Raw genomic sequence first — 16,651 nt, forward strand, 5'->3', positions numbered from 1 at the left:
GTAAATGGTGAAGTGGTGAAATGGTGAAGTGGTGAATGCCAACGCGGCTGTCATCCTGAGCTTGCGAAGGACCTTCTCACGTCTGAACAAATCGTTGGTACACCATTCGTTCAGCTAACAGAAGGTCCTTCGCAAGCTCAGGATGACAGCCGCGTTGGCATTCACCACTTCACCATTTCACCATTTCCCTACTCACGTCCGGCGCGACGGTCGAGCCAGGTCATGACGGGAGTAGCCAGGATGCCGTGCATGACGATGGAGGTGAGGACGGTGAAGCCTGTTATCACCCAAAGTTGCTCGGAGTTGACGAACTCGCCTTTTTCCAGCGCAAAGGCCAGGTAGAAAAAGGAGCCGATGCCCCGGATGCCGAAAAAGGAAATAGCGGCCCGCTCTGGCAGCGTGGCCCGCGAGCCGAGCAGCGTGAGCATACCACCCAGCGGACGAATTATGAATAATAGCAGCAAACCTAGTGTAGCCTGCGTCCAGGTAAGGGTAGCGAGCAGCCCGTTGGCCAACGCTCCGCCAAACAGCACCAGAATCACCACAATGAATAAGCGCTCCAGTTGGTCGGTGAAAGCGTGCATTTGCTGGTGATATTCGTGGGCTTTCTCGTTACCGCGCAGCGTAACAGCCGCTACAAACACGGCCAAGAAGCCGTAGCCGTGCGCCAATTCCGTGAGGCCGTATGTAGTGAACGTAACGGCCAGTACGATAAACCCATAGGCCGAGCCTTTTATCTCGATGTGCTTGGGCAACCGGAAAATCAGCTTGCCCATGGCTTGCCCAATTACCCAGCCCATGGCTACACCTACCGCAATACGGTAGAGTACATCGTACCAAGCCCACTCCAACAAACGGTCTTGCAGAGAGGTAGCGGCCGGAATGAGAGCCAGCGCCAGGTAAACAAAAGGGAAAGCGAGGCCGTCGTTCATGCCAGCCTCGGCCGTGAGGGCAAAGCGCACGGTGTCTTCCTGGCCTTCGCCGGGGTCGCCTACCTGCACATCGCCGGCCAGCACGGGGTCGGTGGGGGCCAGGGTGGCGGCCAGCAACACGGCCGGCGCCGGCGCAATGGCCAGCAGCCACCAGGCAGCCAGGGCAAAGCTGGCAATGGTCAGCAGCATCAGCACCAATACTAGGAGTAGCGGCATGCGCCACTTGCGCAGGGAAAAAGAGCGGTCAATCTTGAGACCGGTGCCAGTAAGGGCCACAATCACGCATAGCTCAAACAAGTGGGTGGCTAACTCATTGTTGTGCAGTGGAATAGGATCGGGTAGGCCCAAGGGCAGCGAATAGGCCGCAAGCCCCAGCCCAATAAAAACGATGGGGTAGGAAAGAGGGTATTTATCCATCACCGGTGGCAGCCAGGCCACTCCCATAATAGAAATGCCCAGCAGCACCAGCACGATATTATACAACGACATGAGGAGGGGAAAACGTAAAATAGCTCTTACGTGAAATTCAGCTCAACCGCTATAGCAAAGAAGCACTACGGTAGAAGTGTATTTTTCACGCAGAAACAAGGCCCGAAAGGCGAATTGTTTTTTGGTAGGATTGCCACCCCCAACCTGCACAAGGGTAGTTGTGGGAGGTGTAGGCAGGCCTGGGAAGCTGTTTTTAGAAGTTAGAATAACAGCATCATACAGCGTTTATTCCTTTTCCGACGCCTCGCGCAGCGTACGACGTCGGTCGAGCTTGCCAGACGCGGTAGTTTGAAATTGCGCTAAGAACAACAAGTGGCGGGGTCGCTCGTATTTGTCAAGCCGCTCGGCTAGTAAGTGCAGGAGCTGCTCTTGTTGCGCCGAGGGTAGGGGTTCCCCTTCCAGCACGGCCGTTACTTGCTCGCCCAGTCGCTCATCAGGTAGGCCGGCCACAAAGGCGCGGCGCGACAAATTCAATTCGGCCAAGGCCACTTCCAGCACCAATTCCACCTTTTCGGCTTGCACCTTCACGCCGCCGCTATTGATTACAAAATCGGCCCGGCCCAGCCACTCAAAGGTATGTTGACCGAGCAAGCGCACCTGGTCGTTGGTGATGATGAGCTGGTCGTTGGTGACATCGGCCCGGATGGCCAGGCAGCCCCGCGCATCCTGCTCGATGTGGATGCCCGGCAGCACGCGGTAATGGGCAGAGGCCTCGGGGCCGTTGAGGCGGCGCAGGGCAATATGCGAGGCCGTTTCCGTCATGCCGTACGTGAGGTAGACGGGCACTGAGAGTTGCTCAATCTGCCGCGTAAGACTCGCATCGGGCGGGGCGCCGCCCACCAGAATCACCTGCATCTGATTGAGTTGATCGGCCCGGCCGGCCGCCAGCAGCGCACGTAGCTGCAGGGGTACAAAGGAGGCGAAGGCTATGGCGGTGTCGGCTGGCAGTAAGGCCAGCGGGTCGGCCTGAGGCTCTACAATGGTGATGGGCATGTGGCGCTCAAAGCCGCGCACCAACATCATCAGCCCGCCCACAAACTCGCAATTCAGGCAGGCCAGCAGAGGCATATCGGGGCCCAGGTCGAAGTAGTCGCCAGTACGGGCGGCACTGGCGGCCAGCTGGCGCCGCGTCATGTGCACGGTCTGCGGCTGGCCGGTAGAGCCGGAGGTTTGCAGCTCAAACTCCAGGGCACCGTTCAGCCACTGCCAGCAAAAGTCCAGCACGCGGGCCTCGTAGCCATTTAGCTCGGTAGGCGAGTTGGCGGGGTACTGCTGGATATCGGCGTAGCGAAACGTGCGGCCATTGAGTGAAAGCGAGTCGGGGAGGAGCGAGTGGGCAGACATAAGCAGGGTAGGGCGCAAATAACAGATGGTCGAACTATACAACCAGTACCGCATACGAAGCTCCTGCTCAAAAGGCAGAAAATTGCTTTTCGGACTTAAGGAAAGTCCCTTATCCTGTTAGCAGCCAACGGCGAAATTTGCGCTCGGTTGGCAACGTCAGCACGCACAGCGCCACTAGCAGTATCCCAAAAAACAGCAGATTTACCCACTCGCTGGTAAGGTGATAGAGTAACAAAGGCGGCAAACTCACCAGCGCCAGAAAGCTATTACGTAGCAATATCACGCTTTGGTAAATGCGCAGGTTTTCGGCTTCGGGACGGCGTAGGTTGGGCCGCATGCGCTGGAATATCAGATAGATACCGCCCATCACCAGCACCAATAATATAAATAGCAACACTACAACCAGGGTAGTGTTTTGCCTGGTGCTGGTTGTGGGCAGCCGGTGGTGGGTCAGCACTACCAACGCCAGCATCAGCCCGCCCAGCACCAGGTACTGCAGGATGTGCATACGGCGGATACGACGGATGGCAAGCATAGAAGTAGTACGACACAAAACAGGGTAGGCTGCTTATTGCTGCTACGTGGCACTAAGGTGTGCTGTGCCGCTATAGCCAGATCAGCTACCGTGCTTTCTCCTGCTGCAGCCGCTGCAACATCTGTTGCATCTCACCAATTTCACGCTTTTGCGTTTCGATGATGTTATCGGCTAGCTTGCGCACCTCGGGGTCTTGTAGGTTGGCCCGCTCGCTGGTCAGAATAGCGATGGAGTGGTGTGGAATCATAGCCTTCATCCAGCGCGAATCATCCACGAAGGTCTGGGAGCGCACCATCGTAAGGGCCGCCGCAAATACCACTAGGCTACCTACTACAATCAGCAGATTGCGCTGCTTATTCTGGTACATATGGCGCATAAAAACCAGCATGATCAGAGCCATGGGCGTCACCATCAAGATGGTCATGTAGAAGCGCGTGAGACTGAAATAGACGTGGTCTAACGTATAAACGTTCAGATACATCACTACATACATGACCACAAACGATATGGCCAGCATCAGGAAGAAACGGGGGTAGGGGTTTTCGTTTTTCATGGTTTGGAGAGAAGAGAAAGGGGTGTGCTCCTCATACGCGTCACCACTACTCTCACGCCAAAACCATCCAGTATTTTGCACTCCCTTTGCCCGAATTCTGCACAGGCTAACAAAGCCTGCTACTCTAAGTTGCCCACGTGGGTGCGTTGCTTGGTTCGATGGCCGAAGGGATTTTTCCAGATAACATCCAGGGCAATATAGTGCACATAGGAGGGCGAGGTAGTACCCAGCCGATTGGCCATGTAGCCCACATCAAAAATGAAAGGCAACGACTTGGGCGCCAAGGAATAGTATCCCACAAAGCGGCTTTCATGGTAGGCAAGGCTCGTCCACCGGCTGGGAGCAGACAACTTACTGGCCGAAAATAGCTGCTCGGAACTGACGATCAGGCGGTGTACTTTATTCGCGTCCAGATTGAGGGTCAGTTGCAGCCGCACACGGGAGCGGAACTGAAAAGACTCGACTTCTTTCGTGAAGGTAGGCGTATAGAATTTTCGGAATTCCTGCCGGAACGTGGGCACGAACTTCAGGCGGGCGTTTTCCAGCACGTACGAAATCCGGCTGTAAGCTCTGAACTCCTGTTCAAAGGGTGGGTCCTCGTGCTCGTAAGGGTAGCGTTCGGTGTACGCATCCTGGCGGCGGTAGCTCAAGGCAAAGGAGCTTTGCCAGTGCTTGTGGAAGCGATAGTAAAACTCCTGGTTCAGCACCAGGATAGACGACTTATCCAGCGGATTGTAATCGGTCGGGTTGCTCTTGCGGCCTACCCCGATGTAAGACATGGACTGCCACTTCTTGAGCGAGTCCAGGTCTTGCCGAATGCCTACCGCCAACCACTCGGCAGTGTGGGCCTGCCCCAGGCCCGGCGGACTAATCTGTGCGACAACGGATTGACTTACAATGCAAAGGCAGAAAAAAAGAACTTTCGTAAACTTCATTATCCTGGGGTAGCGTACAGCTGCGCAGAGTGGCAGCATCTGGTTACGACGCTGGCATCTCAGGTAAACCACAGGTATTTTTAAAGTGAAGTATATTGATTAACAAGCAATTATGTGATTAATCTGTTGCTCACTTATCCGGCTTACCAGCTAGCGCATAGAATGCAAACTGACATATAGTTTCCTGAAGACTGCATGAAGAAGGCGCCACCGATGGCCCTCAACCCTATCTAGGGGTGGTAAGCCACTATCAGACTGAACAAAAAAATGAGCCCCTACACTCTGAAAAGGGTAGGGGCTCACTTGTGCATCACGCTCGTACCGTCGTGTTACGGGAACTTGGGGTACTTCGAGAAGTCGGGCTGGCGCTTTTCCAGGAAGGCGTTCTTGCCTTCTTTGGCTTCCTCTGAGAGGTAGTACAGAAGCGTGGCGTTGCCGGCCAGCTCCTGAATACCAGCCTGCCCGTCCAGCTCAGCATTAAATGACGACTTGAGCATACGCAGGGCCAAGGGACTCTTTTGTAGAATCTTACGGCACCATGCTACGGTGGTTTCTTCCAGCTTATCCAGCGGCACTACCTTGTTCACGAGGCCCATGTCGAGGGCTTCCTGAGCGTCGTACTGGTCGCAGAGGTACCAGATTTCGCGGGCCTTCTTCTGTCCTACAATACGCGCCAGGTAGGATGCTCCAAAGCCTCCATCAAACGAACCTACTTTGGGGCCAGTCTGCCCGAAGCGGGCGTTGTCGGCGGCAATAGTCAGGTCGCACACCACGTGCAGCACGTGCCCGCCCCCAATGGCCCAGCCGGCCACCATGGCAATAACGGGCTTCGGGATAGAGCGAATCTGCTTTTGCAAATCCAGCACGTTCAGGCGGGGCACGGTATCGTCGCCCACGTAGCCGCCGTGGCCGCGCACGCTCTGGTCGCCGCCCGAGCAAAAGGCCTTGCCGCCCTCACCGGTGAGGATAATTACGCCCAGGTCGGTGCGGTTGCGGCAGATGTCCATCGCCTCAATCATCTCCTGCACCGTGAGCGGCGTGAAGGCATTGTGCACCTGCGGGCGGTTGATGGAGATTTTGGCGATGCCCTCGGCCTCCGTAAATAAGATTTCCTGAAATTCTTTGATGGGTTTCCAGTTCATAAAAAGGTCGTTTGTCACTGCGCCTTCAGCGAATCTTCTGCGTCCTCTGCGGGCTAAAGTCGTTGGTACGGTTTGAGCCCGCAGAGGACGCGGAGGAAAACGCAGAAGACGCAGTGATGTTCTAGAATGAAGTGCGTACTGCGGCGCGGTACTGTTCAAAAAAAGCGGCGTTGGTAGCAGAGTCGGTGGTGATTTCCAGCAGGGCCGCGCCGCCTTCCGCTGCAAAGAAAACGGGTAAAGCCGATTCGAGTTCGGCGAAAGACGAAACCGCGAAATAGCGCAATCCAAAATCCCGCGCCGTATTCTCGGCCCGCAGTGGCTGGCGTGTCTCAAAAAACTCCTCCAGCTCCGGTTGCTGACGGGGCCCGTCGATGAGCCGGAAGATGCCACCGGCGTGGTTGTTCAATAATACCACGCGCAGGTTGGGGGTAGGGTAGTTGTGCCAAAAGGCATTGCGGTCGTAGAAAAACGCCACGTCGCCAGTGAGCAGCACCACCGGGCGCCCCGGCTGGGCCAGCGCCGCGCCTACCGCCGTGCTCGTGCAGCCATCAATGCCGCTGGTGCCACGGTTGGCAAACACCTCAATCTGGCGTCCAGCAGGCAAGCCGATGATGTTGGCGTAGCGCACGGCCATGCTATTGGCAAGGTGTAGGGCAGTGTAGTCGGGTAGGAGGTGTAGGGCTTTTTGGATGGCCGTAAATTCATTGAACGGCTGGTCGGGCTGCTTGAAGAAGGCAGTTAGGAAGCTATTTGCTTGCTTCTCCGCTTGTTGCCAGGCAGTATTATAAGAAACGGATGCCGAGTTCGTTTCGTTGGTGGCAAAGACAGATGGCGGGGTAGAATGAGCTACGCGAGTGGCATCAGCGGGAAACGGTGGGTGCATAGTAGTCGCGCCAGGAGTCGAACCTAGATCGGAAGCTTCAAGGACTCCTATACTATCCGCTGTATCAGTTGAAACCATAACAGCGAAAAAGTCGGCTGGCTCCAAGCGAATTATTTGGGTGAGAGCACGATAGGTGTCAGCCACTTCGCCTGCTGCCTGTATGTGCCAGTGTTCGGTAGTTGGCGTATTACGCAGGTATAATTTCAATGCTTTTGAAATCAACGACTGGCCGAAAGTAAGCAGCAGGGTAGGACGTAGAGATTCTTTGAGCGCTGTATACTGTGCAGCCAGAAAGACATCTTGTCGGCCTATGGCTGAAGGTAAGTTGGCAATCGTGTCGCCTACTATGGGCGCGCTGAACGTCGTAGTAAATTGTTGCAGCGCTTGCTGCAACGCCGGATGCCACTGGTGCTGCCCAGCTACTACCACTACACGTTCGGCGTTGCGTATAGTGTCGCGTAAAGCATCCAATTGGCTCGGCGGCAGCACTGGTGCGCTCCTATCCTCCCGAATCACCTTCACCGGCCCAAACGTTAGCTCTTCGCCCGCTTTGGGGTAGAACGGTTCCCGCAGCGGCACATTCACCTGCACCGGTCCGGCGGGCGCCCGTTGCGCCAAATTGATGGCCTCGTTCACGATGCGCGCTGCGTGCCACTCGGCATCGGGGTGCGACGTGTCGACGGGTAGGGTAAAGGAGCCCTTAGCGTGGGCACCGTACAAATCCGTCTGCCGGATGGTCTGGCCGTCGAGCTGGTCGATCCACTCTGGCGGGCGGTCGGCGGTGAAGACTACCAGCGGAATCTGCTGAAAATAGGCTTCGGCTAGGGCTGGCGCGTAGTTCAGCCCCGCCGTACCTGAGGTGCACACCAGCGCTACCGCCCGCCGCTGCGCCTGCGCAATACCCAGCCCGATAAATGCGGCTGCCCGTTCATCGGGCACTGTGCGCACCCGAACGTCGGGGTGGCGCGCAAAGGCAATGGTCAGCGGCGCGCACCGCGAGCCTGGCGATAGCACCGCATCAGTAATGCCCAGTTGCGCGCAGATTTCGGGGATGTTGTGGATGGCTTGGAGGGACATGAATAGCGGATACGTGATTGAGTTGAAACAAAACCTTCTGTCATCCTGAACTTGCGAAGGACCTTCTCACGGCAGAACGATTGACGTAACAACAACTCGTTCTGCAAGCATAAAGTCCTTCGCAAGCTCAGGATGACAAAGAAAATTTGAATTCCATCTACTCCAAAACCGCCCCAATCGTCTGGAGTTTTAGCTCGGTTTCTTGCCACTCGCGGGCGGGGTCGGAGTCGGCGGTAAGGCCGGTGCCGGCGTAGAGGATGGCTTCCTGGGGGCGCAGTTGGAGGCACCGTAGGTTCACGAACAGGCGCGAGGAGCCGGTTTCGGGTAGGTTTACGGGGCCTAGGAAGCCGGCATAATAGGCGCGGTCGTAGCTCTCGTGGCGGCGTAAGAACTCCAAGGCGGGCTGCTTGGGCATACCGGCCACGGCGGGGGTAGGGTGGAGTAGGCGCAGCATATCGGTACCCAGGTTGGGGAAGGGTACTTGGTTGAGCTGCACGGCAAAGTCGGTGCGCAAGTGCAATAGATTGCCGGCTGCGGCCACGCGTGGGCCGCGCTCATCGTACTCGCGCAGGCGCAACTGCTTGAAACAGTTAACGATATAGCGCGCTACCATGGCATGTTCTTCCATCTCCTTCGCCGTCCACAACGAAGCTGCGGGCGCTACTCCCGGTTGGGCCAGCTGCGTGCCAGCCAGCGCCATCGTCCGGAACACGGAGTCTTCGGTAATTTCGGCCAGCACTTCGGGCGTGGCGCCTAGCCAGGTGCCTACCCCCGGCGCACTCACCAACGACACAAAGGCATTGGGGTAGCGCTGCTGCAAGTCTTTAAATGCTACCAGTGCATCAAACCCAGCAGGCAATGGCCGCCGCACCGCCCGGCTCGATACTACCTTTTGCACCGTGCCTTGCTCAATAGCCGCCACCCCAGCCGCTACAAACGATTCGTACTCAGTTTGTGTGGCCGCTTTGGGAGCAGGTTGCGGACTCATGTGCCACGGCAGCGGGGCTGTAGGGGGTAGGGCGGCAAAGCGCTGCCGCAATTCCGGCAACCGAACTGCCGCCGCCGCACTCACCTGAATTTTGTCGGGGGTTGCCAGATCGAAAAACAGATCGGCGGGCAGGAACAGCGGCGGGTTGTGGTCAGAATCCCAGAACGGAAAGAAGGCGAAGCCCGCGGGCGCGTTGGGCTCCAGCACGGGCGGCAGGCCCGTAAGGGCCGTATCGGCCTTTAGGGTAAGGCACAACCGGGCATGGGCAGCACCGGGCAAACGCCACAGCGCCACCGGCCTACCCGAGGTGAGGGCCAGGGCTACCAACTGCCGCAGCCGCATGGCTGTCGGCAGCTCCGGATTCCAGGCAAGTTGCTGCATGGTTTTTAATTATGAATTGCGATAAAGAGAAGCAACACAGAACGTCATGCTGAGCTTGTCGAAGCATCTCGCGTGCAGTAGTAATCCTGATCGTTGGAAAATTACCGGGAGCACGCGAGATGCTTCGACAAGCTCAGCATGACAGACAACCATTATCCTTACTTCTTCGGCAAATCAATCACCGCCATCGTAATACGACTAATGCACACCAGTGTGCCGGTTTCTTCATGCGTGATGCGGATTTCCCACACTTGCGTGGTGCGGCCCACGTGCAGGGCGGTGGCGCGGCCTACCACGTAGCCGTCGCGCACGCCTTTGATGTGATTGGCGTTGATTTCCAAGCCCACGCACGCTTGCTTGGTACGGTCTACCTGCAACACGGCGCCGATGCTACCCAGCGTTTCGGCCAGGGCCACGGAGGCGCCGCCGTGCAGCAGGCCCATGGGCTGGTGCGTGCGGCGGTCTACGGGCATGCGGCCTACCAGCAGCCGGTCGCCTACCTCAGTCAACTCAATACCAAGATGTTCGCCGAGCGTATTGCGGCTCCAGGCGTTCAGCTCAGCCAGATCAACAGGAGAATTCGTCATAGATTGATAACAGCGCAACGCGGATTTCGGCCCTGAAATCCGTACTTTCGGGAGAATTCAGCAAAGCTAGCGGGAAAGTGAGCGTCAAAAAAATCTACCTGATCCGGCACGGCCAGACCGATTTGAACGTGCGCGGCATTGTGCAGGGCAGCGGCGTCGACTCCAGCCTGAACGAGGTAGGGCGGCGGCAGGCAGCGCAGTTTTTCGCGGCCTACGGCCACGTGCCGTTCGACAAAGTATACACCTCCACCTTACAGCGTACCCACCAGTCGGTGCAGGCGTTTCTGGAGCTGGGCCTACCCCACGAGCAGTACCCGGGCCTCAACGAAATCAGCTGGGGCGCCCGCGAAGGCACCCGCATCACGGCCGAGGAAGACGAGGAATACCACCACGTATTGCAGCAGTGGCGCTTCGGCAACACCAGCATCCCCATGATTGGCGGTGAAAGCCCCGACGACGTAGCTGCCCGCCAGCGCCCGGTTATCGACCTGATCTTGTCGCGCCCCGAGGAAGAAACCGTGCTGGTGTGCATGCACGGCCGCGCCATGCGCGTGCTGCTCTGCCAGTTGCTGGGCTACCCCCTGAGCTGCATGGATGCCTTTGAACATCACAACCTGTGCCTGTACCTGCTGGATTACACCGGCTCTATGTTCACGGCCCGCAACTTCATGGATATTGCGCACTTGGCGTAAGCAGTATCACAGAACGTCATGCTGAGCGCAGCGCAGCGGAGTCGAAGCATGACACTACTATCTTTCATCAGCACGTGAGATTTCTCCCGCTGGTCAAAATGACATACCAATAGCGCAGACGTAATCCTTAGATTGCATCTCGCATCTTAATCTATTACTTGCCTGCCCGGAAATTCGGGCTAAATTTGGCGTTCCAACCCAAGCACAAAAAGCAGATGGCTGAAATCATCAAAATGCCTAAAATGAGCGACACCATGACGGAAGGCGTCATTGCCGCGTGGCTCAAGAAGGTAGGCGATACAGTGAAGTCCGGCGACGTACTGGCCGAAGTCGAAACCGATAAGGCCACGATGGAGCTGGAAAACTACGACGACGGTACTCTCCTCTATATAGGTCCGAAAGAAGGCGAAAGCGTACCAGTTGACGGTGTGCTGGCCATTATCGGCAAAGAAGGCGAAGATATTTCGGGTCTGCTGAATGGCAATACGGGCGGCAGCGCCCCGGCTGCCGAAGCTGCTCCAGCCCCCGCCGCCGAAGTTCCGAAAGAAGAACCCAAACCCGCTCCGGCTCCCGAAGCCGCTAAGCCTGCTGCCCCAGCAGCCCCTGCTGGCAACGGCAAAAAGGCAACCGTGATTCGGATGCCGAAGATGAGCGACACCATGACCGAAGGAACCATTGCCGCCTGGCTGAAAAAGGTAGGCGACAAGGTAAAATCGGGCGACGTGCTGGCCGAAGTGGAGACCGACAAGGCCACCATGGAGCTGGATAACTACGAAGACGGCACCCTGCTGTACATCGGTCCGAAGGAAGGCGAAGCCATTCCGGTGGACGGCGTACTAGCCGTAATTGGAGAGGAAGGTGCTGACGTAGAAGCTCTCATCAGTGGCAAGTCGGGTGGAGAGGCCGAGCAGGCTCAGCCCACCGCCGAAGTGAAAGACCAAGGCCCCGCCGACGCCAACGCTGCGCCTACCCCCGAGGTACCGCAAACTGCCAACGCTAACGGCGGCCGCATCTTTGCCTCGCCGCTCGCCAAGAGCATTGCCAAAGACAAAGGCATCGACCTGAGCCAGGTAAAGGGTAGTGGCGACAACGGCCGCATCATCCAGCGCGACGTGGAGAACTTCCAGCCCGGTGCCGCCGCGCAACCGGCCGCCGCACCAGCTGCCCAACCCGCCGCTGCGCCACAAGCTGCCCCAGCCGCTGCTCCCGCTGCTGAAGCACCCAGAGCCGCGCCGGCTCCCGCACCAGCGCCAGCCGCTGCCGAAGGCACCTACACCGACACGCCGGTATCGCAGATGCGCAAGGTCATTGCCCGCCGTCTGTCGGAGAGCCTGTTTACGGCTCCGCATTTCTATCTCACGATGGAAATTCTGATGGACAAGGCCATGGAAACCCGCGTAAAGCTCAACGAGTTGTCGCCGGTGAAACTGTCCTTCAACGACATGGTAATCAAAGCTTGCGCCGTGGCGCTCAAGCAGCACCCAGTTATCAACTCTTCGTGGCTGGGCGACAAAATCCGCCAGAACAAGGTGGTGAACATCGGTGTGGCTGTGGCTGTGGACGAAGGTCTGCTGGTGCCCGTGGTACGCAACGCCGACGGCAAAGGCATGTCGCAGATTGCTACCGAGGTGAAAGAGTTGGCTGGCAAAGCCAAAAACAAGAAGCTGCAACCCGCCGAGTGGGAGGGTAGCACCTTCACCATCAGCAATCTGGGTATGTTCGGCATCGACGAGTTCACGGCCATCATCAACCCACCGGATGCTTGCATCCTGGCCGTGGGTGGCATCAAGCAAACCGCCGTAGTGAAGGATGGCGAGCTGGTGATTGGCAACGTGATGAAAGTGACGCTGAGCTGCGACCATCGTGTGGTAGACGGCGCTGCCGGTGCGGCCTTCCTGCAAACGGTGAAGAGCCTGCTGGAAGACCCCCTGCGGATGCTGATTTAAGTGTAATTACCCCGTTGTCATCCTGAGCGGAGCGAAGGACCTTATCACGCGAGAACAACTGATGTAACAACGTCTTGTTCTCGCGTGATAAGGTCCTTCGCTCCGCTCAGGATGACAGTTTTTTAACTAGTTCCTAAATGACTAAGATAAGATCCACCACCGTCCTTGGGGTGCGCCACAATGGGCAGATTGCCATCGGCGCCGACGGCCAGGCTACCATGGACAAGCACGTAGCCAAAAACAACGTGCGCAAAATTCGTAAGCTCCAAGGCGGCAAAATCGTGACGGGCTTTGCCGGCTCCACGGCCGATGCCTTCAGCCTGCTCGATAAATTTGAAGAGAAGCTGGAAAGCTACGGCGGCAACCTAAAGCGTGCCGCCATTGAGCTGGCCAAGGACTGGCGTAAAGACCAATACCTGCGCAAGCTGGAAGCCATGATGATTGTGGTCGACAAAGACGAGTTGCTGATCATTGCCGGCTCCGGCGACGTGCTGGAACCCGACAACGATGTGGCTGCCATCGGCTCCGGTTCCATGTTTGCCCAGGCAGCCGCACTGGCCCTCAAGAAGCACGCGCCCCACCTCACGGCCCGCCAGATGGTAGAAGAAGCTCTGCACATCGCCGCTGACATTTGCATCTACACCAACCACAACCTCATTATCGAGGAACCGGTATAGTAGTAGAAGTTAGCTCCCTTCCTTTTTTAAGGAGGGGGTAGGGGGTGGAAAGGGTGTTGTTTACTGAGAACGAGTTTCCAACTATAGCAACTCAGCAACAACGCCCCAACCACCCCAGTTGCGACCAAAGTCGCAATGTCCCCTCTTCAGGAGGGGAGTTTCGTTCCTACTCTCAATTACTCTTACGATGAACGTAACTAATTTCCTTAAGCACCACTACCGCCACTTCAACGCCGCCGCCCTGATTGACGCAGCAGAAGGCTACAACAAACACTTGGCCGAAGGTGGCAAAATGATGATAACGCTGGCCGGCGCCATGAGCACCGCCGAAATGGGCATCCAGCTAGCCGAGCTGATTCGGCAGGATAAAGTGCAGATTATCAGCTGCACCGGCGCCAACCTGGAAGAGGACATCTTCAACCTGGTAGCCCACGACTTCTACGAGCGGGTGCCCCACTACCGCGACCTGACGCCTGCCGACGAGCAAGCTTTGTTGGAGCGCCACATGAACCGCGTAACCGACACCTGCATTCCCGAGGAAGAGGCCATGCGCCGCCTCGAGCACTCAGTATTGAAGTTCTGGGAAAAGGCCGACAAAGCCGGTGAGCGGTACTTCCCCCACGAGTTTTTCTACCAGATTCTGAAGTCGGGCGAGCTAGAGCAGTACTACCAGATTGACCCCAAAGACTCCTGGATGCTGGCTGCCGCCGAGAAAAACCTACCCATCATCTGCCCCGGCTGGGAAGACTCTACTCTGGGCAACATCTTCGCCGGCCACGTGATTTCCGGCGACATCAAGAACGTGCACACCGTGCGCACGGGCATCGAGTACATGATCTACCTGGCCGACTGGTACACCCAGCAGGCTACCGATGAAAGCAAGGTAGGCTTCTTCCAGATTGGCGGCGGCATTGCCGGCGACTTCCCCATCTGTGTGGTGCCCATGCTGCACCAGGACTTGCAGCGCACCTCGGTACCGCTGTGGGGCTACTTCTGCCAGATTTCGGATTCGACGACTTCGTACGGTTCCTACTCTGGTGCTGTGCCGAACGAGAAAATCACCTGGGGCAAGCTGGGACAGGATACGCCCAAGTTCATCATCGAATCGGACGCGACGATTGTAGCGCCGCTGGTATTTGCGATGGTGCTGGGGCAGTAGTTGCTGACTGAATTTACATGGAAAGGCGCGCCGCTGAATCTTCAGCGGCGCGCGTTTCTGTATACTTCCAGTTCTAGTTATTATTGAAGCTGTTTAGAAAGTGCTGAAAGCCGTCATGCTGAGCTTGTCGAAGCATCTCTACCGCTTCGTCAGATAGTAAAATGACTCTGTAGGACAACCTGAACGACCCCAACGAAGCGGTAGAGATACTTCGACAAGCTCAGCATGACGTTCTAGATGACTTTCTAGACAGCTTCATCTAGAGCAACTTAATCGAAGCTAGAATTTGCCTTACATTCAATTCTTCTGGCAGTACTTTTTGCGTGCTGTAAAACGTGATAAGGAAGCACTTGCGGTTTAGTACTGTGAAGAAATCGTGTGTATACCACCTTTTTGCATTTGTCTTGCCATCCCAAAGTGGCACCTGCCGGATGCCTTCCGTCCAGGTTTGTCGGCCTAGCGTTAAGGTTCTGGAACCTATGAAGGTAGGATTGCCTGCATCGTCGGGGTAGCCTGCTTTAAGCTGCTGAATGAAATCGGCTCCTGATGCAAACGGATAATCGGCAATAACTCCAGAAGTGAACTCGCCTACCTTGGCTTTGCGACTGTTGCGAAGTAGGCCATCTTCGAAAGACCAGGAAACAGGTAACTCAAACGATATTTTCTGGCCTGTATCGTCTATGGTAGTATATTTTTTAACAAGACTCAGAAGAGGTTGCTGGGCGTTCAGACTCCTTACACCCAGGAAAATGAATAAGACAATCCGCAACAGTTTCATGCAGTAAACAAAAACGATATGAATAAGATATAGCTGGCTTATTCGCAAAAAACAGTCCGGTTAGATAATATTCCTACCTTTCTGCCGCTATGCCAATCGACCTCACCAGTTTCCTGCAACACACGCCCGAGGGCGAGAAAACGTCCGTCTTCATTCATGTAGACGAGGAAACAATAGAGACGTATGATGCGCTGCTGATTGCCCAAACCCGGTACCGCAAGCTCTTTATCACGCTGGAACCGAAGCGCCGCTACCTGGTGCACACGCAAGTGGTAGACGCGGAGGAAATAGAAATCGACTTTTTGCAGGACTACGAAGAGGTGGAAGCCCTACTGGAAGATGCCGGCCTCGATGGCATCCACGATGGCGAGCAGGGTATTCTATACCACAATCTGCTCTTTCTGTTAATGAATCCGTAATTGAGTTACCCGTTACCACGTGAACTCACAACTCATTTTCGCTTATAATCTGCTATCAACCCATCACAAATCCAGTTAGCCAGGGCCTGGCGGTTGTCGTCAACTAAAAAGCGACGTTGGTCTTTGGCGTTGCGGATATTGCCTAGCTCCATAAACACGGCAGGAGCGTGGCTGGTACGCACCTCATAAAGCGAACTGCGGATGGACACGTTGCCGGAGTAGGTGGCCCGATTGGGCTGGGCACGTTTGTAGCGCGCCGTGAATACTTTATGAATGTTCTTGGCAAGGCTCAGGCCTGCTTTGCTGTTGGCGTGGTGGTAGAAAAATACGTCGATATTTTGGCCGGCGCTGCGGCTATCCACGTGCAGGCACAACAGGCGCTGGTAGGCCCCCTTGTGGCGGGCGTGGAGCTTGTTGACCTGCGTGATGCGCTGGCGCAGCCGAGCCAGCTGGTTCAGCGGAATCACTTGGTTGGGGTAGGTCACTTCGTCGTTGTCCATTGCCAGCACGCTTTCGTCGCGGATGCCGTCGTTGGGGTCCTGCACCATCATATACACGGTAGCATCGTGGGCCATCAGCACGCGGGCCAGGCGCAGCGTAATGTCGTAGGCGTATTCATCCTCGGCTAGCTTGTTTGAGCCGTATGTGCCAATGGCGCCGGGGTCGGGGCCGCCGTGGCCAGGCGAGAGGTAGTACACGGCACCGTGCAGGAGATGGTCGCGCACGGGTGCCGGACCGTATCTGGGGCCAAACAAGGCGCGTGGCGAAATGGCGGCGCGGCTGGCAGTAGTGGCTGGTGCAGTGGCAGCCTCCTGGGCCTTGCTGGCTGCCCTAGTAGGGGTAGCCGTCTTGCGGGGTAGAAGATAGGTACGGCCCACAATCAGGCCGTTGCGGCTCGTCAAATTCTTTTTGTTCAGCTCCCGAAACTGCCGGCCGTGTTGGCTGGGGGTGAGGCCGTAGCGGTAGAGCAGCGTGTGCACCCCATCGCCGGGTTTGGCTACTGCGCGGCGATAAGTGCTTTGGCAGAAGGCACTTATGGAGACAAAAAAAGACAGGAAAAGAAAGGTAGCTACGCGCAAAAGAACAAAAAGAATGGAGGACGAATCAGGTGAAACAGAAAGCCGCAAAAACCGG

16 protein-coding genes are annotated in these 16,651 nt (G+C 56.5%); 5 read left to right on the forward strand and 11 right to left on the reverse strand.

Going from position 1 to position 16,651, the window contains the following annotated elements; genetic code table 11:
* Nucleotides 1–188: 188 nt before the first annotated feature.
* The 9 genes from H8B15_RS00005 to H8B15_RS00045 all read right to left on the reverse strand — a co-directional run bounded on the left by H8B15_RS00005 (nt 189) and on the right by H8B15_RS00045 (nt 9,846).
* A complete protein-coding gene (locus H8B15_RS00005; protein WP_187317612.1) occupies nt 189–1,421 on the reverse strand; it encodes a cation:proton antiporter in 1,233 nt (410 codons plus the stop codon).
* Nucleotides 1,422–1,646: 225 nt separating this feature from the next.
* Entirely contained in the window at nt 1,647–2,765 is a 1,119-nt protein-coding gene (locus H8B15_RS00010) for an AMP-binding protein (RefSeq protein ID WP_187317613.1), read from the reverse strand.
* Between the two features lie 109 nt (nt 2,766–2,874).
* The gene (locus H8B15_RS00015; protein ID WP_187317614.1) at nt 2,875–3,300 is read right to left on the reverse strand and encodes a hypothetical protein; all 426 of its coding nucleotides are present in this window, start codon (nt 3,298–3,300) and stop codon (nt 2,875–2,877) included.
* Nucleotides 3,301–3,385: 85 nt separating this feature from the next.
* The gene (locus H8B15_RS00020) at nt 3,386–3,853 is read right to left on the reverse strand and encodes a DUF305 domain-containing protein (RefSeq protein WP_187317615.1); all 468 of its coding nucleotides are present in this window, start codon (nt 3,851–3,853) and stop codon (nt 3,386–3,388) included.
* Between the two features lie 119 nt (nt 3,854–3,972).
* A complete protein-coding gene (locus H8B15_RS00025) occupies nt 3,973–4,788 on the reverse strand; it encodes a DUF2490 domain-containing protein (RefSeq protein WP_187317616.1) in 816 nt (271 codons plus the stop codon).
* A gap of 329 nt (nt 4,789–5,117) precedes the next feature.
* Nucleotides 5,118–5,930 carry a 1,4-dihydroxy-2-naphthoyl-CoA synthase gene (gene menB, locus H8B15_RS00030; protein ID WP_187317617.1) on the reverse strand — a complete coding sequence of 271 codons (813 nt, stop codon included), beginning with the start codon at nt 5,928–5,930 and terminating at the stop codon, nt 5,118–5,120.
* A gap of 121 nt (nt 5,931–6,051) precedes the next feature.
* Nucleotides 6,052–7,890, reverse strand: coding sequence for a 2-succinyl-5-enolpyruvyl-6-hydroxy-3-cyclohexene-1-carboxylic-acid synthase (menD, locus tag H8B15_RS00035; RefSeq protein WP_187317618.1), 1,839 nt, complete (start codon nt 7,888–7,890; stop codon nt 6,052–6,054).
* A 157-nt stretch (nt 7,891–8,047) separates the two neighbouring features.
* Entirely contained in the window at nt 8,048–9,259 is a 1,212-nt protein-coding gene (locus tag H8B15_RS00040; RefSeq protein WP_187317619.1) for a chorismate-binding protein, read from the reverse strand.
* Between the two features lie 158 nt (nt 9,260–9,417).
* The gene (locus H8B15_RS00045; RefSeq protein WP_187317620.1) at nt 9,418–9,846 is read right to left on the reverse strand and encodes a hotdog fold thioesterase; all 429 of its coding nucleotides are present in this window, start codon (nt 9,844–9,846) and stop codon (nt 9,418–9,420) included.
* 77 nt (nt 9,847–9,923) lie between these two features.
* Here H8B15_RS00045 and H8B15_RS00050 point away from each other — a divergent pair, with 77 nt between their 5' ends.
* The 4 genes from H8B15_RS00050 to H8B15_RS00065 all read left to right on the forward strand — a co-directional run bounded on the left by H8B15_RS00050 (nt 9,924) and on the right by H8B15_RS00065 (nt 14,320).
* A complete protein-coding gene (locus H8B15_RS00050; protein WP_187317621.1) occupies nt 9,924–10,538 on the forward strand; it encodes a histidine phosphatase family protein in 615 nt (204 codons plus the stop codon).
* Between the two features lie 215 nt (nt 10,539–10,753).
* Nucleotides 10,754–12,484: a pyruvate dehydrogenase complex dihydrolipoamide acetyltransferase gene (locus H8B15_RS00055; RefSeq protein WP_187317622.1), complete on the forward strand. Its 1,731-nt coding sequence runs from the start codon at nt 10,754–10,756 to the stop codon at nt 12,482–12,484.
* A gap of 137 nt (nt 12,485–12,621) precedes the next feature.
* Nucleotides 12,622–13,161: an ATP-dependent protease subunit HslV gene (gene hslV / locus H8B15_RS00060; protein WP_187317623.1), complete on the forward strand. Its 540-nt coding sequence runs from the start codon at nt 12,622–12,624 to the stop codon at nt 13,159–13,161.
* A 187-nt stretch (nt 13,162–13,348) separates the two neighbouring features.
* The gene (locus H8B15_RS00065; protein ID WP_187317624.1) at nt 13,349–14,320 is read left to right on the forward strand and encodes a deoxyhypusine synthase family protein; all 972 of its coding nucleotides are present in this window, start codon (nt 13,349–13,351) and stop codon (nt 14,318–14,320) included.
* 259 nt (nt 14,321–14,579) lie between these two features.
* On the opposite strand, the gene H8B15_RS00070 is transcribed toward H8B15_RS00065, so the two are convergent.
* A complete protein-coding gene (locus H8B15_RS00070; RefSeq protein WP_187317625.1) occupies nt 14,580–15,098 on the reverse strand; it encodes a hypothetical protein in 519 nt (172 codons plus the stop codon).
* Nucleotides 15,099–15,187: 89 nt separating this feature from the next.
* On the opposite strand from H8B15_RS00070, the gene H8B15_RS00075 reads away from it, so the two are divergent.
* Nucleotides 15,188–15,517, forward strand: coding sequence for a hypothetical protein (locus H8B15_RS00075; RefSeq protein ID WP_187317626.1), 330 nt, complete (start codon nt 15,188–15,190; stop codon nt 15,515–15,517).
* Nucleotides 15,518–15,549: 32 nt separating this feature from the next.
* Here the strand turns inward: H8B15_RS00075 and H8B15_RS00080 are convergent, their stop codons facing one another.
* On the reverse strand, nt 15,550–16,497 hold the full coding sequence (locus H8B15_RS00080) for an N-acetylmuramoyl-L-alanine amidase (protein ID WP_187317627.1): 948 nt from the start codon (nt 16,495–16,497) through the stop codon (nt 15,550–15,552).
* Nucleotides 16,498–16,651 lie beyond the last annotated feature (154 nt).

The sequence above is a fragment of the Hymenobacter citatus genome (genome assembly GCF_014333615.1).
Taxonomy (GTDB): Bacteria; Bacteroidota; Bacteroidia; order Cytophagales; family Hymenobacteraceae; genus Hymenobacter; species Hymenobacter citatus.